Genomic DNA, 19,644 nt, shown 5'->3' with positions numbered 1-19,644 from the left:
AAAAAATAAAGGAAATTTGAAAGTTTTGTCGAATATAATATTATGGAGAGTATACAAAGGAGGAGATCATGTATTATTCGGAAGAGCTAATAGAAGAAATCAGAATGAAAAACGATATAGTAGATGTCATTTCCAATTATGTACGACTTCAGAAGAAAGGAAGTTCTTATTTTGGACTTTGCCCGTTTCACAATGAAAAGTCCCCGTCTTTTTCTGTAAGCAGAGACAAGCAGATGTATTATTGCTTTGGTTGTGGGGCTGGCGGGACAGTATTTACATTTCTTATGGAATATGAGAATTATTCTTTCCTTGAAGCTGTTCAATATCTTGCAGAGCGTGTAGGAGTAGAACTGCCTAAAGAGGAATATTCAAAAGAAGCAAAGGAACGAGCTGATTTGAAAGCAACTTTGTTGGAAATCAATAAGATTGCTGCACAATATTATTATGTTCAGTTAAAATCTGAACGAGGTGCAGTTGCTTATGATTATTTGACGGATAGAGGACTTTCAAAAGAGACCATAAAATCTTTTGGGCTTGGATTTGCAACAAAGTATAGTAATGATCTGTACAATTATCTTAAACGTAAAGGCTATAGTGAAGAATTGATCCGCCAGGCAGGGCTGATTAATATTGATGAAAAAAATGGAGTTTATGATAAGTTTTGGAATCGTGTTATGTTTCCAATCATGGATGCAAATAGTCGAGTAATTGGATTTGGTGGCCGGGTTATGGGAGATGCAAAGCCAAAATATTTAAATTCCCCAGAAACAGCTGTTTTTGATAAAAGCAGAAATTTGTATGGATTGAACCGAGCACGTACATCGAGAAAATCATATTTCCTTGTTTGTGAAGGTTATATGGATGTTATTTCACTTCATCAGGCAGGATTTACGAATGCAGTTGCGTCTTTAGGAACTGCGTTGACATCAGGACATGCTTCATTGATCAAACGATATGTAAGTGAAGTATATCTTACATATGATAGCGATGATGCCGGTACGCGCGCTGCACTTCGGGCAGTACCGATTATGAGAGAAGCTGGGATTGCAGCAAAAGTTATCCGAATGGATCCATATAAGGATCCAGATGAATTTATTAAAAATTTAGGTGCAGAGGAGTTTGAAAAAAGGATTGAAAATGCCAGGAACGGCTTTATGTTCAGTTTGGAAATATTGTCAAAAAATTATGATATGGAATCTCCAGAAGAAAAAACAGCCTTTTTTCAGGAAACAGCAAAACGCTTAATAGAGTTTGAGGATGAGCTGGAGCGTAATAACTATATAGAAGCTGTTGCAAAAGTATATCGTGTAAATCCAGACAGTCTTCAAAAACTTGTCACAAAGACGGCAATTAAAGAAGGTTTGGCAAGTCCTACGAAGCGACCTAAAAATTTGAATCAAAATAAAGATTCAGTATTAAAAAAGGAAGACGGGAATAAGAGAGCACAGAAGATTTTGCTTACATGGTTGATTGACCAGCCTAAGTTGTTCCAGATAATTGAGGAGTATGTTACTCCGGAGGATTTTACAGAAACAATTTATCAAAAAGTAGCCGAATTATTATATGAGCAATATCATTTAGGAGAATTAAATCCGGCAAGGATATTGAATCATTTTACGGAAGAGGAAGAACATAGGGAAGTGGCGGCATTGTTTAATACTCGTATACGGGAGTTAACTACCGAGGAAGAAAAAGATCGTGCCATAAAAGAAACAATAATAAAAGTTAAGAATAACAGTATTGATCATCAAACAATGAATTTAAATCCAACAGATATGGTTGGATTACAGCGACTTATGGAGTCGAAGAGAAAGCTTCAGAACATTGGAAAGTTGCATATTTCTCTAGATTAAGGATAAAATAAAACAAGATATCTGTATGACGATGCAGATAGAGGAAGGAAGGACACATGGAAGATATTACACAGAAATTTTTAGAGCGCCTGAAAGAATTGGTTGCCCTAGGCAAGAAAAAGAAAAGTATTCTTGAAATTCAAGAAATCAATGATTTTTTCCGTGATATGGATTTGTCAACGGAACAAATGGAAAAGGTTTTTGAATATCTTGAAGCGAACAACATTGACGTATTACGTATTAATTCGGATGATGACGATGATGTGGATTTGGATGCGATCATGTCGGATGAAGAAGATGTAGATGTCGAGAATATTGATCTTTCAGTTCCGGATGGAGTTAGTGTAGAGGATCCTGTTCGTATGTATTTAAAGGAAATCGGTAAAGTACCGCTCTTAAGTGCTGAACGAGAGATTGAGCTGGCACAGCGCATGGAAGAAGGCGATGAAGAAGCCAAAAAAGAGCTTGCTGAGGCGAACCTTCGTCTGGTTGTCAGCATTGCAAAGAGATATGTAGGACGAGGAATGTTATTTTTAGATTTGATCCAGGAAGGTAATCTTGGTTTGATCAAAGCGGTTGAAAAATTTGATTACCACAAAGGTTATAAATTCAGTACTTATGCTACATGGTGGATTCGTCAGGCTATAACACGTGCTATTGCAGATCAGGCAAGAACAATCCGAATTCCTGTTCATATGGTAGAGACAATTAATAAATTGATTCGTGTGTCACGTCAATTACTTCAGGAACTTGGTCGTGAACCAACGCCGGAAGAGATTGCAAAAGAACTGGACATGCCGGTAGATCGTGTGCGAGAGATATTAAAAATATCTCAGGAACCAGTTTCTTTAGAAACACCTATCGGAGAAGAAGAAGACAGTCATTTAGGAGATTTTATTCAGGATGACAATGTTCCTGTTCCGGCAGAAGCAGCAGCTCAGACTTTATTAAAAGAACAGTTAGATGAAGTGCTTGATACTTTGACTGAAAGAGAACAGAAAGTTTTAAGACTTCGTTTTGGGATGAATGACGGACGTGCAAGAACATTGGAAGAAGTAGGAAAAGAATTTGATGTAACACGTGAACGTATTCGTCAAATTGAAGCGAAGGCACTTCGTAAACTTCGTCATCCAAGCAGAAGTAGAAAACTTCGTGATTATTTAGATTAAGAGGATATCATATGGAATTATCAAAGAGACTGCAGGCGGTTGCAGATCTGGTAACACCAGGATATACAATTGCGGATGTAGGCACAGACCATGCCTACATCCCAATTTATCTTGTGGAAAAAGGAATTGTTCAAAGAGCGGTGGCTATGGATATTAATGAAGGTCCGTTGGATCGTGCAACAGAACATATTAAAGAAAATAAATTGGAAAATCAGATACAAACACGTTTGTCTAATGGATTGCAACATTTACAAAAGGGTGAAGTGGACACAGTCATTCTTGCAGGAATGGGCGGAAATTTGATGATTAATATTTTAAATGAGGATTTTAATAAAACAAATTCCTTGAAAGAATGCATCCTGCAGCCACAATCAGAAGTGTTTAAAGTGAGAACCTTTCTTTTAGAGAAAGGCTTTTTATTCATAGAAGAGAATATGGTTTTAGATGATGGGAAATATTATCCGATGATGAAAGTAATTCCACCTGAAAAAATAGAAGAAATAAAACCAGCATTTTGGTCAGAGATAGAAATACGTTATGGAAAACTACTGCTGGAAGAAAAAAATCCAATTTTAAAGCAATTTCTCGAACGAGAGTCTGGCATTAGAAAAGATATTTTAAGTAAGTTAGAACAAGTAGAAGGCATACATATTTCTGAGCGAAAAGCAGAATTAAATCAAGAACTTTTCCAAATCGAGGAGGGGTTGAAATACTATGCAATGTAAAGAAATCATAGAAGCAATAGAAGAAAACTATCCGAAAGAGGCTGCATTAAATTTTGATAATGTAGGACTACAGGCAGGACGTAGTACAAAAAAAGTATCAAAAATACTTTTAGCTTTAGACGCTACTACTCCAGTGATAGAACTTGCAGAAAAACAAGATGTTGATATGTTGATCACACATCATCCGTTGATTTTTTCACCGTTAAAATCTATTACGGATCAAGATTTTGTCGGGAAGAGGATTTTACGTCTAATTCAGGATGACATAGCATATTATGCAATGCATACAAATTATGATGTACTGGGGATGGCAGATCTGTCAGAAGAAATATTGCAATTAAAAGAAACAGAAGTTTTAGATGTTACAGGAGAATTTTTCGGGATTTCACAGGGTATCGGTCGTGTCGGATTATTAGAATCAACTATGAGTTTAAGGTCTTTTTGCGATTATGTGAAGGAAAAATTAGTGCTTAGTAATATAAAAGTATTTGGAGATTTAGACAAGGAAATCACGAAAGTCGCAATTTCTCCGGGATCTGGAAAGAGTGAGATAGCAGTAGCATTAAAACATAATGTTGATGTGCTTGTTACAGGAGATATAGGGCACCACGAAGGCTTAGATGCTATGGAACAGGGACTTGCGATTATCGATGCAGGTCATTATGGAACAGAATATATCTTTGTAGATGATATGAAAAAATATTTATCACAGCGATGTCCGGGAGTTGAAATTATAACAGAACCTATATCACATCCATTTCAAGTTGTATAGGTGTGAGCAGGAGAAAGGTGAGTGCAAGATGGAAGAAAGAATGTGTAAAGTAACAGTTGATGATAAAGTTATTGAATATAAGGAAGGTACAAAATATCAGACAATAGCACGGGATTTTCAAAAGTATTATGACCATCAAATTGTACTGGCTGTTATAGGAGATAATCGCTTGCAAGAGTTGAGTAAAGCAGTGGAGGAAGACGTAAAACTAAGCTTTATTACAACTGCAGATAAAGCCGGGTTTGAAACTTATAAACGAAGCATGTGTTTTCTACTTGTAAAAGCGGTTCACGATATAGGAGGTCATGATAAGGTTGAGCGCGTTCGAATACATTTTTCAGTAAGTAAGGGATATTATTGTACAGTAGATGGTGAAATTACGATTAATGATGAGTTTTTAACTTGTGTTGATGCTCGAATGCATGAGATGGCAGAGCAGAAGATTCAAATAAAAAAGAAGGCGATACCAACTTCAAAAGCGATAGAACTGTTTCATAAACATAAAATGTATGATAAGGAGCAGTTGTTTGAATATCGTAGAGTATCTACAGTGAATATCTATAGTATTAATGAATTTGAAGATTATTATTATGGATATATGGTACCGGATACCGGATATTTAAGAAATTTTTCACTTCATTTATATGGGAAAGGATTTGTGATTCAATTTCCGACTATAAGCGACTCAGCGTATGTTCCTAAATTTGAACCTCGTGAAAAGTTATTTAAAGTTCAGAATGAGTCTATTGAATGGGGAGATTTACAGGGAATCGATACAGTTGGAGCTTTAAATGATATGATTACAAAGCATGATATGCGTGAAATCGTACTTGTTCAAGAAGCATATCAGGAACGTAAAATCGGAGAAATCGCAGAGCAGATTGCAGAACATCCAGAAATAAAGTTTGTGCTGATAGCAGGGCCATCTTCTTCCGGAAAGACGACATTTTCCCATCGCCTGTCCATTCAACTTAAAGTGAATGGACTTACGCCGCATCCGATTGCAGTAGACAATTATTTTGTAAATCGTGAAAATACTCCAAAAGATAAAGATGGTAATTATAATTTTGAATGCTTAGAAGCAATTGATGTAAAAAAGTTTAATGAAGATATGACAGCACTTTTAAATGGAGAAAAAGTATATCTTCCGATTTTTGATTTCAAGACAGGAATGCGTAACTATTCAACAATACCGAAAAAATTAGGTGAGAATGATATTTTAGTAATAGAAGGAATCCACTGCCTAAATCCAAAATTAACAGAAAATCTGAATGATAATAATAAATTTAAAATTTATATTAGTGCACTTACACAGTTGAATATAGATGAACACAATCGTATTCCATCAACAGATGGAAGATTGATACGTCGTATTGTAAGAGATGCTGAAACACGTGGAACTTCGGCCACTAAAACAATTGCAATGTGGAATTCAGTCAGAAAAGGAGAAGAGGAAAATATTTTTCCATTTCAGGAAGAAGCGGATGTGATGTTTAATTCATCCCTTGTGTATGAATTAGCCGTGCTTAAGCAATATGTAGAACCATTATTGTTTGGAGTTGATAAACATGCTCCTGAATATATTGAAGCGAAAAGATTATTAAAGTTTTTCGATTATTTTATAGGAATAAGCAATGAAAATGTTCCGACGAATTCATTGCTACGAGAATTTATCGGAGGCGGCTGTTTCCGTGTATAAATCAAAAAAACGAGTCTAAGTAATTTTTTCGTTGAGAAAATTGCCTGGACTCGTTTTTGGTATTAAATATGCAGTTGTTTAACAATCTTCTCAACTGAGATAAAATTTTTTGATTCCATCCAGACGGCTATGCATGTTTTGCAAAAGTAAATCTGCGATTGTTATGGCAGCCATGGATTCTACTACAACGACAGCCCGAGGAACAATAATCGGGTCATGTCTTCCTTTGATAACTAATTCTGTATTCTTCTTGTTGTCAGTGACTGTCTGTTGCGGTTGTGCAATAGAAGGAGTAGGTTTTATAGCAGTGCGGAAAATTAAAGTATCCCCATCACTCATACCGCCTAATACACCACCAGAATGATTGGTTTTTTTATGGATTTCGTTATCTTTCACATAAAAAGCATCATTATTTGTGCTTCCATTTAATTCTGCAACATGAAACCCGTCTCCAATTTCAAAAGCCTTTACGGCACCAATGGAGAATATTGCTTGTGCAAGGCAGGAATCGAGTTTATCAAAAACAGGTTCGCCGATTCCAACAGGAAGTCCCTCAACGCAACATTCAATAATACCACCGGCAGAATCTGAATTTTCAAGCATCTTATCAAGATATTCAGAGGCGTGTTTGGCAATCTCATTATTAGGCATATATAATTTGTTTTCATTAATTTCATTGTAATGATAGTCTGATTCATCAACACAGATAGGACCGATAGATTTTGCATAAGTGCAAATATGTATACCAAGTTCATCTAGTAAAGCAGATGCTACAGCACCGGCAGCAACACGTCCAATAGTCTCTCTTCCGGAAGAACGGCCTCCACCGCGATAATCGCGAAAGCCATATTTCTGTGTAAATGTATAGTCGGCATGTCCCGGTCGATATACAGAGGCAATATTACTGTAATCGCGAGAACGTTGGTCTTGATTACGTACCATCAAAGAGATTGGCGTACCAGTTGTATATCCTTCAAATACACCTGATAATATTTCAACCTGGTCTGTTTCCTGTCTCATAGTTGTGTATTTGCTTTGTCCTGGTTTTCTGCGATTTAGAAAAGCCTGTATATCAGATTCTTGAAGTTTCAGTCCGGCAGGACATCCATCAATTACAACCCCGATTGCTGCGCCATGAGATTCACCCCAGGTAGAAACTTGAAATAAACGTCCATATATTGAGCCACTCATATAAAATCTCCTCCTTATGTTTGTGGAATATTTCATTAAAAAACATATAGCTTATTATATAAGAAGAAAAATGAACATGCAATTACTAATTGAGATGAAATTTTTAAGAAAATTTGAATTTTGATAAAACCTCAAGATTTCACTGTACAATTGCAGAAATTCATAATATAATTGAGCCTAGATGTTGATTGATAAAAGGGGAGATACAACATGAAACAAAAAAAGATAACTAAAAGTGATAAAGAAAAGATAATCAACAATACTGATTTTAAAGAAACAGATGAATTCACAGAAGTTCAGGATGATGCATTTGAAGAAGTAGACGATGATTTGGAAAATGATGATGATGCATTTGAAGAGGTCGATGAAAGTGCAGAAACCGAGGAGAATGATTTTACAGAAGCAGATGTTCAGGGTGAAGAAGTTTCTGAAGAGGTAGAAAATGATAATATAGAAGAATGGGATGCTGAATCAGAAAATGAAGATTTATTTACATCCCAAGATGACTTCACAAGTGAGATTATAAATTTGGATGATAAGACAGATAAGGAAAAAAATAAAAAAGGGAAAAAATTATTGTGGATAACACTGGGATCAATAGCAGGTGTGATTGCAATTGTTTATTTGGGAATATCGATTTTCTTTATGTCGCATTATTATATAAATACCGAGATTAACGGTCATGATTTTTCTATGAAAACAGCAGCAGATGTTGAAAAATATATGAAGGATCAAGTGAAAAATTACAGTTTAACAGTGCTGGAGATGGAGCAGGCAGTCGATATCATTGAAGGTGATACGATCGATCTGGAGTATAAAGCATCCGATGAAGCCGAAGCTGCAATTAAAGACCAGAATGCTTTTTTATGGCCAACTGGTATTTTTTCTAAGAAATCTTGTCAGATTGAACTGGAGGTTTCATATGATGAGAGCAAATTGCAACAGGAGATTCAGAATCTGCAAACAGTAACGCGTGAACAAATAGAGCCTAAATCAGCATATCCTAAATTTGATGGGAATCAATTTGTAATTGAGCCGGAAGAAATAGGAACAGCGGTAGACAGAGATGTATTGAATGAAAAGATCAATCAATATATTACAGAGTTTAAGTCAGAGCTTGATATGGAAAAAGAAGGGTGTTATAAGAGACCTGTTTATACTTCTAATTCAAAAGAGGTAAAAGCGGCTTGCGATGAGATGAACAAGTACTTGCAGGCAAGTATTACATATACAATGACAGAGAATGTAGTTGTTGATAAATCTGTTATTAATAGCTGGGTAACAGTAGATGATAATATGAAAGTTTCTTTTAATGAGAATGCAGTCAGAGACTGGTTAACAGCATTCGGAGATAAATATGATACAGTAGGAGCTACTAGAACAATTACGACGCCTACAGGAAAAACAGTAGAAGTTTCTGGCGGAACATATGGCTGGTCAATTGATGAAGATACTGAATTTACAGCATTGACAAACAGTATTAAGAATGGAGAAGTTGTTACAAAAGAACCGGCATATTATCAGACTGCAGCATCACATAGTGCACAAGACTGGGGGGATACTTATGCAGAAGTAGATATTTCAGCACAGCATATGTGGTATATTTCAGGGGGTTCTGTTGTGTTGGAGACAGATGTCGTTACCGGGGAGCCGATTCCGGAAAAAGAAACAACCTTGGGAGTATATGATATTTTGGAGAAATCTTTAAATAAAACATTGGTTGGAGAAGATAATCCGGTTACCGGAAAGCCAATTTATGAGACACCGGTATCGTATTGGATGCGTGTCACGTGGAGTGGTATTGGTTTTCATGATGCGATATGGCAGCCTGCTTTTGGAGGAACACTCTATCGGGATGGATTAGGTTCACATGGATGTATTAACATGCCGCTTGATATGGCAGCAGCATTATATAATGTAATATCAGTGGGGACTCCGGTAATTGTTCATAATTAGGGAACTTATACATTTAAAGTTGTATTTCATGTTCATTTAGAATTATATAAGAAAAAGTAAAATAGGACAGCTTCTTTGAAAACAGCTGTCCTATTTTAGAAAGAGGAGATTATGTACGAGTTATTAAAAAAAGATGGGAAAGCAAAACGCGGTCGTTTTCATACAGTACATGGGACAATTGAAACACCGGTATTTATGAATGTAGGAACAGCAGCAGCAATTAAGGGGGCAGTGTCTACAGACGATTTGCGCCAGATAAAAACGCAGGTAGAATTATCTAATACCTATCATTTACATGTGCGCCCAGGAGATGAAGTTGTAAAGAAATTAGGTGGTTTACATCAGTTTATGAACTGGGACAAACCGATTTTGACAGATTCGGGCGGATTTCAGGTATTTTCTCTGGCAGATTTAAGAAAGATTAAAGAAGAGGGGGTGCATTTCCATTCCCATATCGATGGACGTAAAATTTTCATGGGACCTGAGCAGAGTATGCAGATTCAGTCCAATCTTGCATCTACTATAGCAATGGCATTTGACGAGTGTCCATCAAGTGTTGCAGATCGTAGATACATGGAAAATTCTGTTGCACGTACAACACGCTGGTTGAAACGATGCAAGGATGAAATGGAAAGACTAAATTCATTGCCGGATACAATCAACAAGCAACAGTTGCTGTTTGGAATAAACCAAGGCGGCGTATACGAAGATATTCGAGTTGAACACGCAAAACAGATTTCAAAACTGAATTTACCTGGATATGCGGTAGGCGGTCTGGCAGTGGGTGAAAGCCACGAAGAGATGTATCGCATTTTAGATGCAGTTGTTCCGGTATTGCCTGAAAATAAACCAACATATTTGATGGGGGTTGGAACACCGGCTAATATATTAGAAGCAGTTGACAGAGGGGTTGATTTCTTTGACTGTGTATATCCAAGCCGTAATGGACGTCATGGGCATGTTTATACGAATCATGGCAAGTTGAATTTGTTTAATGCGAAATTTGAACTTGATAATCGTCCGATAGAAGAAGGATGTCAGTGTCCGGCATGCAGAAGCTATAGCAGGGCATATATTCGTCATCTTTTGAAAGCAAAAGAAATGCTAGGTATGCGACTTTGTGTACTACATAATTTGTATTTTTATAACACAATGATGGAAGAAATAAGAGATGCTATTGATGCAGGAGAGTATCAGGCATACAAAAAGCGCAAATTAGATAATATGTCACAACCATTAGACTAAAAATATAAAAAATTATAAAAAGGCAAAGAAAAAACAAAAATTAACTTGAAGAATAGTTGATTTATGTGTATAGTAATAGTATTGCTTTTTAATATAGGAGGATATATCATGCAAGGAATTGGAATTATTTTAATTTATGTTGTAATTCTTGGTGCAATGTGGTTCTTACTTATGAGACCTCAGAAAAAAGAACAGAAGAGAATTCAGGCAATGCTTTCAACAATGGAAGTCGGAGATACAGTTTTAACAACAAGTGGTTTTTATGGTGTTATTATTGATATCTCAGAAGAGGATGTGATTGTAGAATTCGGTAACAATAAAAACTGCCGTATTCCAATGCAGAAAGCTGCAATTGCACAGCTTGAGAAGCCAGGAACATCTACAGAAGCATAAGTTAAAGGGGTGAAAAGTTAAGCTTTTCATCCTTTTTTTGTTACAGAAATTTATCGAATATTCACTTTTTATTGCTTCTTTTTTATAATTATGCAACACTTTTACGAATTAAAGGGTTGAAACGAAAGCAAAAATACGTTATTATAAGTACATTCGAGCAATTAAATGTAGAATATATGATCCGTGACAAACGGATAAACCATTTTATTTATGGAAGGGTGAAACAATATGAAACTGAAAATTGGTGTGATTAAAGGAGACGGTATCGGACCGGAAGTTGTAAATGAAGCAATGAAAGTGTTAGATAAAGTCGGTGTTGTATACGGACATGAATTTGACTATACACAACTTTTAATGGGAGGAGCATCGATTGATACATACGGAGTTCCGCTGACGGATGAGACAATTGAACTTGCAAAGAATAGTGATGCAGTATTACTTGGATCTATAGGTGGAGATGCTAAGACATCACCTTGGTACAAACTAGAGCCATCTAAACGACCAGAAGCAGGTCTGCTAAAGATTAGAAAAGCATTGAATCTGTTTGCAAATCTAAGACCGGCGGTGTTATACGACGAATTAAAAGGAGCCTGTCCTTTAAAAGAAGAAATTACAGAGGGCGGCTTTGATATGATGATTATGCGTGAACTGACTGGTGGCTTGTATTTTGGAGAACGTTCGACAAAAGAGAAAGATGGTGTTTTAACAGCGACAGATTCTCTGACATATACAGAAGATGAAATACGACGTATTGCAAAGCGTGGTTTTGATATTGCGATGAAACGTCGTAAAAAAGTTACGAGTGTAGATAAGGCAAATGTGTTGGATTCATCCAGATTGTGGCGTAAAGTTGTAGAAGAAGTTGCAAGAGACTATCCGGAAGTAACTTTAGAACACATGCTTGTAGATAATTGTGCAATGCAACTTGTGAAAAACCCACGCCAGTTTGATGTTATTTTAACAGAGAATATGTTTGGAGATATTCTTTCAGATGAAGCAAGTATGGTGACTGGTTCCATAGGAATGCTTGCCTCAGCAAGTCTGAATGAAACAAAATTTGGAATGTATGAACCAAGCGGCGGATCAGCACCTGATATTGCAGGAAAAGGAATTGCCAATCCAATCGCAACGATTCTTTCAGCAGCAATGATGCTTCGTTTTTCATTTGATCTGGATCAAGAAGCGGATGCTATTGAAAATGCTGTAGAGAACGTATTAAAAGACGGATATCGTACAATTGATATTATATCAGAAGGAAAAGTACAGATTGGAACAGCAGAAATGGGAGATAAAATCTGTTCATATATTACAAAATAGATAAAAGTCATAAAAAGAGAGGATGAATTGTCATGAGAAGTGATACAGTAACAAAAGGTATGCAGCAGGCACCACATCGTTCTTTGTTTAACGCACTTGGATTAACGAAGGAAGAATTAGAACGACCATTGATCGGAGTTGTAAGTTCTTATAATGAGATTGTTCCGGGACATATGAATTTGGATAAGATTACAGAAGCTGTAAAATTAGGAGTTGCAATGGCTGGCGGTACGCCAATTATGGTTCCTGCAATTGCAGTATGCGACGGAATTGCTATGGGACATATCGGTATGAAATATTCTCTGGTAACAAGAGATCTGATAGCAGATTCGACAGAAGCACTTGCAATGGCACACCAGTTTGATGGTTTGGTTATGATTCCAAACTGTGATAAAAACGTGCCAGGATTACTTATGGCAGCTGCAAGAGTAAATATTCCTACTATTTTTGTAAGTGGAGGACCAATGCTTGCAGGTCATGTAAAGGGCGAAAAAAGAAGTTTGTCAAGTATGTTCGAAGCAGTCGGTTCTTATGCAGCAGGCAAGATGACAGAAGAAGATGTCTGTGAATTTGAAAATAAAGTTTGTCCGACATGCGGATCATGTTCAGGAATGTATACAGCAAACAGTATGAACTGTCTAACAGAAGTTCTTGGTATGGGGCTTCCTGGAAATGGAACAATCCCAGCAGTCTATTCTGCAAGAATCCAGCTTGCAAAACATGCAGGAATGCAGGTGATGGAACTTGTGAGAAATAATATCCGACCAAGAGATATTATGACAGAAGATGCAATTTTGAATGCATTGACAGTAGATATGGCGTTGGGTTGCTCTACAAATAGCATGCTTCATATTCCTGCAATCGCACATGAGATTGGAATGGATTTTGAGATTGATTTTGCAAATGGAATCAGCGAGAAAACACCAAATCTTTGTCATCTTGCACCGGCAGGTCCGACATATATGGAAGACTTAAATGAAGCAGGCGGTGTTCCTGCGGTGATGAATGAATTAAATAAAAAAGGACTTCTTCATACAGATTGTTTAACAGTCACAGGAAAAACAGTTGGAGAGAATATTGCCGGAGCAGTAAATAGAAATCCAGAAGTTATACGCCCAATTGATAATCCATATACTCCAACAGGAGGTTTAGCAGTTTTAAAAGGTAATCTTGCACCGGATGGAAGTGTTGTGAAACGATCCGCAGTGGTTGATGAAATGTTGGTACATGAAGGGCCGGCAAGAGTATTTGATTGTGAAGATGATGCTATCGCAGCAATCAAAGGAGGTAAAATTAAAGCTGGTGATGTTGTTGTGATTCGTTATGAAGGACCAAAGGGTGGTCCGGGAATGCGTGAAATGTTGAATCCTACATCTGCAATTGCAGGAATGGGATTAGGTTCCTCAGTAGCACTGATCACAGATGGCCGTTTCAGTGGGGCTTCCAGAGGCGCTTCCATTGGGCATGTATCTCCGGAAGCAGCAGTTGGCGGACCAATTGCATTGGTAGAAGAAGGAGATATTATTAAAATCAATATCCCTGAGCTTTCTATTCAGCTTGATGTATCGGAAGAAGAACTTGCTGAAAGAAAATCAAAATGGGTTCCAAGAGAACCAAAAGTGAAAACAGGTTATCTTGCAAGGTATGCATCTATGGTTACATCCGGAAACCGAGGAGCAATTTTGGAAGTACCAAAAAATAATTAGGAGGTGCCTTAGGGTGCAGTTGACAGGATCAGAAATAGTAATTGAATGTTTAAAAGAACAAGGCGTAGATACTGTATTTGGTTATCCGGGCGGAGCAATTCTTAATGTGTATGATGCATTATATAAACATCGTTCAGAAATACGTCATATCTTAACATCACATGAACAAGGTGCTTCGCATGCAGCAGATGGATATGCAAGAGCTACGGGGAAAGTTGGAGTGTGTCTGGCTACCAGCGGACCTGGGGCTACCAATCTGGTAACAGGAATAGCAACTGCTTATATGGATTCAGTACCGTTAGTGGCTATTACATGTAATGTAGGGGTATCTTTGCTTGGTAAGGACAGTTTTCAGGAAATTGACATTACGGGTATTACAATGCCAATTACAAAGCATAATTATATTGTAAAAGATGTAAATGATTTGGCAGATACCATTCGGAAAGCTTTTGATATTGCAAGAAGTGGCAGACCGGGTCCAGTGCTGATTGATATTCCAAAAGACGTCACAGCAGAGAAAACAGAATACATAAAAACAGAGCCTGTAATGGCAAAAAAATCTGCTATAGAAATTAAAGAGGAAGATATTGATTTAGCAGTCTCAATGATTGAAAAGTCTGAAAAACCATTTATTTTTGTAGGTGGTGGAGCAGTGATCTCTAATGCCAATCAAGAATTGATGGAATTTGTAGATTTGGTGGATGCGCCTGTTACAGATTCATTAATGGGAAAAGGAGCATTTCCGGGAACTGATGAACGTTATTCAGGAATGCTTGGAATGCATGGAACAAAAGCATCAAATTATGGTGTAAGCGAATGCGATTTATTGGTTGTAATAGGGGCACGTTTTTCAGATCGTGTAACAGGAAACACGGCAAAATTTGCAAAAAATGCAAAAATTCTTCAGATTGATATCGATCCTGCAGAGATGAATAAAAATGTATTGATTACTGCAGGAGTTGTAGGAGACATTGCAGAAGTATTAAGTAAAATAAACAGCAAATTAAAACAGCAATCCCATACGGAGTGGATTAAAAAAATCAAAGATTATAAGCAAAAATATCCGTTAAAATATCATGAAGCCGGACTGACAGGACCATTTATAATAGAAGAAATTTATCGCCAGACAAATGGGGAGGCAATCATTACAACAGAAGTAGGACAGCATCAGATGTGGGCAGCCCAGTATTATAAATACAGCGAACCTAGAACGCTTCTTACATCGGGGGGCTTAGGGACAATGGGATATGGTCTTGGCGCATCATTAGGAGCCAAGATGGGATGTCCGGACAAGAATGTTATAAATATTGCCGGGGATGGATGTTTCCGTATGAATATGAATGAAATTGCTACAGCAGTAAGACATCAGATCCCAATTATTGAGGTAGTTATTAATAATCATGTTTTGGGTATGGTTCGTCAGTGGCAAAATTTATTTTATGAAGAGCGTTACTCGGCAACAGTGTTAAATGATAGCGTTGACTTTGTAAAATTAGCAGAAGCGATGGGTGCAAAAGGAATTTGTGCAACATCAAGAGAAGAATTCAAATCAGCTTTCGAAGAGGCATTAAAAGCAAATGTACCAGTATTGATTGATTGTCAGATTGACTGTGACGATAAGGTATGGCCGATGGTTGCACCAGGAAAAGCAATCAGTGATGCAATTGACGAAGATGATATGAAATAGAAATAAAAGCAGAAATAGGAGGAACAAAAAATGAGCAGAGTGTATAACTTTTCAGCCGGACCGGCTGTGCTTCCAGAGGAAGTGCTTCAGGCAGCAGCAGATGAAATGATGGATTATAAGGGAACAGGAATGTCCGTTATGGAGATGAGCCATCGCTCGAAACCATTTGAAGAAATCATTACAGAAGCAGAAGCAGACCTGCGAGATTTGATGGGAATTCCAGATAATTATAAAGTGTTATTCCTGCAGGGTGGAGCTTCACAGCAATTTGCTGCAATTCCGATGAACCTGATGAAAAATGGTGTGGCAGATTACATCATTACAGGACAGTGGGCAAAAAAAGCAGCACAGGAAGCAGAAAAATATGGAAAGGTAAACAGAATTGCTTCATCTGAAGATAAAGTGTTTTCTTACATACCTGATTGCTCGGATCTTCCAATCGATGATAATGCAGATTATGTATATATCTGTGAAAATAATACGATTTATGGAACTAAGTATAAGGAACTACCAAATACAAAGGGAAAAATTTTAGTAGCTGATGTTTCCTCCTGCTTTTTATCAGAACCGGTAGATGTGACAAAATATGGTGTTATTTACGGAGGAGTTCAGAAAAATATCGGACCAGCAGGAACGGTTATTGTTATTATCCGTGAAGACCTGATCCGTGATGACGTGCTTCCGGGTACACCTACAATGTTAAAATACAAAACACAGGCTGATGCAAAATCTTTGTATAATACACCGCCGGCATATGGCATTTATATTTGTGGTAAAGTATTCAAATGGCTTAAGAAAATGGGCGGTCTTGAAGCGATGAAAGAAAGAAATGAAAAGAAAGCGAAATTGCTTTATGATTTTCTGGATCAGAGTCAATTATTTAAGGGGACAGTTGTTAAAAAAGATCGTTCCTTGATGAATGTTCCTTTTGTAACAGGAAATGAAGAATTAGATGCTAAATTTGTAAAAGAAGCAAAAGCAGCCGGACTTGAAAATCTGAAAGGACATAGAACTGTCGGTGGTATGCGTGCCAGCATTTATAATGCAATGCCATATGAAGGCGTTGAAGCACTCGTTGCATTTATGAAAAAATTTGAGGAGGAGAACTTATAAGATGTATAATTATCATTGCTTAAATCCAATCGCACAGATTGGTTTAGATATTTTTAATGAAGCTTATCAGAAAACAGATGCAGTTGATAGTGCAGATGCAATTTTAGTCCGTAGTGCAGCAATGCATGATATGGAGTTCTCAACATCCTTAAAAGCTATTGCACGTGCAGGTGCAGGAGTGAATAATATTCCCTTAGATAAATGTGCAGAAAAAGGTATTGTTGTTTTCAACACACCAGGTGCAAACGCAAATGGCGTAAAGGAGCTTGTGATTGCAGGTATGTTGCTTGCATCCAGAGATGTTATCGGTGGAGTTGACTGGGTAAAAGAACATGAAACAGATGCAGATTTGGCAAAAGCAGCTGAAAAGGCAAAAAAAGCATTTGCAGGAACGGAGATACAGGGTAAGAAACTTGGTGTGATCGGTCTTGGAGCAATTGGGGTATTGGTTGCCAATGTAGCAGTACATCTTGGGATGGACGTGTATGGGTATGATCCATATGTTTCCGTAGATTCTGCATGGAAGCTTTCAAGAAATATTCATCATGCAAAGACAGTAGATGAAATATATAAAGAATGCGATTATATTACAATTCATGTTCCGGCTTTAGATAGCACGAAAGGGATGATCAATAGTGATGCTATTCAGTTGATGAAAGAAAATGTTGTTGTATTGAATTTTGCAAGAGATGTCCTGGTAGATACAAAAGCAATGATTAAAGCGTTGGAAGAAGGAAAAGTGAGACGCTATGTAACAGATTTTCCAATTCCGGAAATTGCAGGAGTAAAAGGAGCAATTGTAATTCCACATCTTGGAGCATCTACAGAGGAATCAGAAGATAATTGTGCTGTTATGGCAGCAAAAGAATTGCGTGATTATCTGGAAAATGGAAATATTACTCATTCTGTTAATTATCCAGATTGTAATATGGGAACAAAAGAAGAGAGTGGACACCGCATTACTATTCTTCATAAAAATATTCCAAATATGTTAGGTCAGTTTACAGCATTGCTTGCACAGGAAAATATGAATATTTCTCAGATGACTAACAAGAGTAGAAAAGAGTATGCATACGTTATGATTGATGTTGAAGCAGAAGTAACGCAGGAACTGGAAGAAAAATTGAATGCTATCGAAGGTGTTTTGAAGGTTAGAGTGATTAAATAATATCAACTTAATAAGAATAAAATTATAGGCAGAAGTATAACGGGGTACTTAGACGATGTTATACTTCTGCATTTTTATGCATTAAAGTGTTGACAAATATTGCATGATTGTATACAATTATACAAGAATGTAAATATACAAGAATACTTGCATTGGAAAGTAAACACATTACGGCTCCATCAGAATACAACAAAAGTTGCGTCTTGATGAAACTGTAATGACGTAAATGATTTATGAATTGGAGGAAAGCACAGATGGAAAATAGAAAAGTATTTATGAATAAGCAGACAAATCTTTTGGAACTAGAAGAACATATGTATCCGCTCGTGGATGTGGAAACACCAAATGTATTCCGCAATTTATTTCATTATGATGAGATTCCTAAGATTGCATTTAATGATCGTATTGTTCCTCATCATATGCCGGAAGAAATCTGGATTACAGATACTACATTTCGTGACGGACAGCAATCGAGAGCACCTTATACAACAGAACAGATTGTAACAATTTATGATTATTTTCATCGTTTAGGTGGACCGCAGGGAAAGATTCGTCAAAGTGAATTTTTCCTTTACAGTAAAAAAGACCGTGATGCAGTTTACAAATGTCTTGAAAAAGGATATAAATTCCCAGAAGTTACAAGTTGGATCCGTGCAAGCAAAAAAGATTTTCAACTGGTTAAAGATATTGGCTTGAAAGAAACAGGAATTTTGGTAAGTTGTTCAGATTATCATATTTTTTATAAGTTAAAAATGACACGACGTGAAGCATTGGAACATTATTTATCAGTTGTGCGTGAATGTATGGAAACAGGAGTGCGTCCGAGATGTCATTTGGAAGATATTACAAGATCTGACATTTATGGTTTTGTTATTCCTTTCTGTTTAGAATTGATGAAACTGATGGAAGAATATCAGATTCCGGTTAAGATTCGTGTGTGCGATACAATGGGATACGGAGTGAATTTCCCGGGTGCAGTAATCCCACGATCTATTCCAGGAATTATTTATGGATTGATGGTACATGCCGGCGTTCCAAGTGAGCTGATTGAGTTCCATGGACATAATGATTTCTATAAAGCAGTTAATAATTCAACTACTGCATGGCTTTATGGAGCATCCGGAGTAAACTGTTCATTATTTGGAATTGGCGAACGTACAGGAAATACCCCATTGGAAGCAATGGTATTTGAGTATGCACAATTACGCGGTACATTAGATGGTATGGATACAAGAGTGATAACAGAATTGGCTGATTACTATGAAAAAGAAATTGGGTATAAAGTCCCATCAAGAACACCATTTGTAGGAAAGAACTTCAATGTAACAAGAGCCGGAATCCATGCAGATGGAATGTTGAAAAACGAAGAAATTTATAACATATTTGATACAGATAAATTTTTGGGAAGACCTGCATTGGTTTCTGTATCAAATACTTCCGGAGTAGCTGGGATTGCGTATTGGATCAATGCTTATTATAAATTGCCAAAAGAGAGACAGGTCGACAAAACATCTATGCTTGTAACAACATTAAAATCATGGGTTGACAAACAATATGAAGAAGGTCGAGTTACGGTCTTGACAGATGAGGAATTAGTTGACAAAATAGATAGTATATGTGAGAAATTACATATTATATTGTAACTTGGGA

The 19,644-nt window shown here is 36.9% G+C and carries 15 protein-coding genes; 14 read left to right on the top strand and 1 reads right to left on the bottom strand.

All coding sequences use genetic code 11. The features are described 5' to 3' along the window. Nucleotides 1-68: 68 nt before the first annotated feature. Genes dnaG through D8Q48_RS02095 form a run of 5 tightly spaced genes read left to right on the top strand, consistent with a single transcriptional unit; the run spans nucleotide 69 to nucleotide 6,218 of the window. Nucleotides 69-1,853 carry a DNA primase gene (dnaG, locus tag D8Q48_RS02115; RefSeq protein WP_121055232.1) on the top strand — a complete coding sequence of 595 codons (1,785 nt, stop codon included), beginning with the start codon at nucleotides 69-71 and terminating at the stop codon, nucleotides 1,851-1,853. A gap of 56 nt (nucleotides 1,854-1,909) precedes the next feature. Continuing rightward, nucleotides 1,910-3,022 carry an RNA polymerase sigma factor RpoD gene (rpoD, locus tag D8Q48_RS02110; RefSeq protein ID WP_117988973.1) on the top strand — a complete coding sequence of 371 codons (1,113 nt, stop codon included), beginning with the start codon at nucleotides 1,910-1,912 and terminating at the stop codon, nucleotides 3,020-3,022. An 11-nt stretch (nucleotides 3,023-3,033) separates the two neighbouring features. After that, the gene (locus D8Q48_RS02105) at nucleotides 3,034-3,747 is read left to right on the top strand and encodes a class I SAM-dependent methyltransferase (protein WP_121055230.1); all 714 of its coding nucleotides are present in this window, start codon (nucleotides 3,034-3,036) and stop codon (nucleotides 3,745-3,747) included. Beyond that, nucleotides 3,737-4,519 (top strand): Nif3-like dinuclear metal center hexameric protein, encoded by a 783-nt coding sequence (locus tag D8Q48_RS02100; RefSeq protein WP_121055228.1) that lies wholly within the window; start codon nucleotides 3,737-3,739, stop codon nucleotides 4,517-4,519. The genes D8Q48_RS02105 and D8Q48_RS02100 overlap by 11 nt, the downstream gene beginning before the upstream one ends. A gap of 28 nt (nucleotides 4,520-4,547) precedes the next feature. After that, nucleotides 4,548-6,218, top strand: a complete 1,671-nt coding sequence (locus D8Q48_RS02095) for a nucleoside kinase (protein WP_121055226.1) — start codon at nucleotides 4,548-4,550, stop codon at nucleotides 6,216-6,218. 90 nt (nucleotides 6,219-6,308) lie between these two features. Here the strand turns inward: D8Q48_RS02095 and aroC are convergent, their stop codons facing one another. Continuing rightward, on the bottom strand, nucleotides 6,309-7,409 hold the full coding sequence (gene aroC / locus D8Q48_RS02090) for a chorismate synthase (protein WP_121055224.1): 1,101 nt from the start codon (nucleotides 7,407-7,409) through the stop codon (nucleotides 6,309-6,311). Nucleotides 7,410-7,619: 210 nt separating this feature from the next. On the opposite strand from aroC, the gene D8Q48_RS02085 reads away from it, so the two are divergent. The 9 genes from D8Q48_RS02085 (at nucleotide 7,620) to D8Q48_RS02045 (ending at nucleotide 19,637) form a co-directional block, all read left to right on the top strand. Continuing rightward, nucleotides 7,620-9,365, top strand: coding sequence for a L,D-transpeptidase family protein (locus tag D8Q48_RS02085; RefSeq protein WP_117988978.1), 1,746 nt, complete (start codon nucleotides 7,620-7,622; stop codon nucleotides 9,363-9,365). A gap of 111 nt (nucleotides 9,366-9,476) precedes the next feature. Then, complete coding sequence (gene tgt, locus D8Q48_RS02080; RefSeq protein WP_117988979.1) at nucleotides 9,477-10,610, top strand: tRNA guanosine(34) transglycosylase Tgt; 1,134 nt, start codon at nucleotides 9,477-9,479, stop codon at nucleotides 10,608-10,610. Between the two features lie 108 nt (nucleotides 10,611-10,718). After that, nucleotides 10,719-11,003: a preprotein translocase subunit YajC gene (gene yajC, locus D8Q48_RS02075; RefSeq protein WP_117988980.1), complete on the top strand. Its 285-nt coding sequence runs from the start codon at nucleotides 10,719-10,721 to the stop codon at nucleotides 11,001-11,003. A gap of 228 nt (nucleotides 11,004-11,231) precedes the next feature. Further along, the gene (gene leuB, locus D8Q48_RS02070; protein WP_117988981.1) at nucleotides 11,232-12,320 is read left to right on the top strand and encodes a 3-isopropylmalate dehydrogenase; all 1,089 of its coding nucleotides are present in this window, start codon (nucleotides 11,232-11,234) and stop codon (nucleotides 12,318-12,320) included. Between the two features lie 32 nt (nucleotides 12,321-12,352). Beyond that, nucleotides 12,353-14,026, top strand: a complete 1,674-nt coding sequence (gene ilvD / locus D8Q48_RS02065; protein WP_022075116.1) for a dihydroxy-acid dehydratase — start codon at nucleotides 12,353-12,355, stop codon at nucleotides 14,024-14,026. A gap of 13 nt (nucleotides 14,027-14,039) precedes the next feature. Next, nucleotides 14,040-15,713, top strand: a complete 1,674-nt coding sequence (ilvB, locus tag D8Q48_RS02060) for a biosynthetic-type acetolactate synthase large subunit (RefSeq protein WP_117988982.1) — start codon at nucleotides 14,040-14,042, stop codon at nucleotides 15,711-15,713. Between the two features lie 30 nt (nucleotides 15,714-15,743). Beyond that, the gene (serC, locus tag D8Q48_RS02055) at nucleotides 15,744-16,826 is read left to right on the top strand and encodes a 3-phosphoserine/phosphohydroxythreonine transaminase (protein ID WP_117988983.1); all 1,083 of its coding nucleotides are present in this window, start codon (nucleotides 15,744-15,746) and stop codon (nucleotides 16,824-16,826) included. 1 nt (nucleotide 16,827) lies between these two features. Then, entirely contained in the window at nucleotides 16,828-17,994 is a 1,167-nt protein-coding gene (locus tag D8Q48_RS02050) for a phosphoglycerate dehydrogenase (RefSeq protein ID WP_117988984.1), read from the top strand. Between the two features lie 254 nt (nucleotides 17,995-18,248). After that, nucleotides 18,249-19,637, top strand: coding sequence for a 2-isopropylmalate synthase (locus D8Q48_RS02045; protein ID WP_117988985.1), 1,389 nt, complete (start codon nucleotides 18,249-18,251; stop codon nucleotides 19,635-19,637). Nucleotides 19,638-19,644: the final 7 nt, after the last annotated feature.

This window comes from Ruminococcus sp. B05 (assembly GCF_003628495.1).
Taxonomy (GTDB): domain Bacteria; phylum Bacillota; class Clostridia; order Lachnospirales; family Lachnospiraceae; genus Schaedlerella; species Schaedlerella hominis.
The sequence above is the reverse complement of the archived record's forward strand: the minus strand, read 5'-3'. Positions and strand labels throughout refer to the sequence as shown.

Bases quoted from the DNA above. Each gene is read 5' to 3' on its own strand.
- dnaG (WP_121055232.1), top strand. From the start codon at position 69: ATGTATTATTCGGAAGAGCTAATAGAAGAAATCAGAATGAAAAACGAT.
- rpoD (WP_117988973.1), top strand. From the start codon at position 1,910: ATGGAAGATATTACACAGAAATTTTTAGAGCGCCTGAAAGAATTGGTT.
- D8Q48_RS02105 (WP_121055230.1), top strand. From the start codon at position 3,034: ATGGAATTATCAAAGAGACTGCAGGCGGTTGCAGATCTGGTAACACCA.
- D8Q48_RS02100 (WP_121055228.1), top strand. From the start codon at position 3,737: ATGCAATGTAAAGAAATCATAGAAGCAATAGAAGAAAACTATCCGAAA.
- D8Q48_RS02095 (WP_121055226.1), top strand. From the start codon at position 4,548: ATGGAAGAAAGAATGTGTAAAGTAACAGTTGATGATAAAGTTATTGAA.
- aroC (WP_121055224.1), bottom strand. From the start codon at position 7,409: ATGAGTGGCTCAATATATGGACGTTTATTTCAAGTTTCTACCTGGGGT.
- D8Q48_RS02085 (WP_117988978.1), top strand. From the start codon at position 7,620: ATGAAACAAAAAAAGATAACTAAAAGTGATAAAGAAAAGATAATCAAC.
- tgt (WP_117988979.1), top strand. From the start codon at position 9,477: ATGTACGAGTTATTAAAAAAAGATGGGAAAGCAAAACGCGGTCGTTTT.
- yajC (WP_117988980.1), top strand. From the start codon at position 10,719: ATGCAAGGAATTGGAATTATTTTAATTTATGTTGTAATTCTTGGTGCA.
- leuB (WP_117988981.1), top strand. From the start codon at position 11,232: ATGAAACTGAAAATTGGTGTGATTAAAGGAGACGGTATCGGACCGGAA.
- ilvD (WP_022075116.1), top strand. From the start codon at position 12,353: ATGAGAAGTGATACAGTAACAAAAGGTATGCAGCAGGCACCACATCGT.
- serC (WP_117988983.1), top strand. From the start codon at position 15,744: ATGAGCAGAGTGTATAACTTTTCAGCCGGACCGGCTGTGCTTCCAGAG.
- D8Q48_RS02050 (WP_117988984.1), top strand. From the start codon at position 16,828: ATGTATAATTATCATTGCTTAAATCCAATCGCACAGATTGGTTTAGAT.
- D8Q48_RS02045 (WP_117988985.1), top strand. From the start codon at position 18,249: ATGGAAAATAGAAAAGTATTTATGAATAAGCAGACAAATCTTTTGGAA.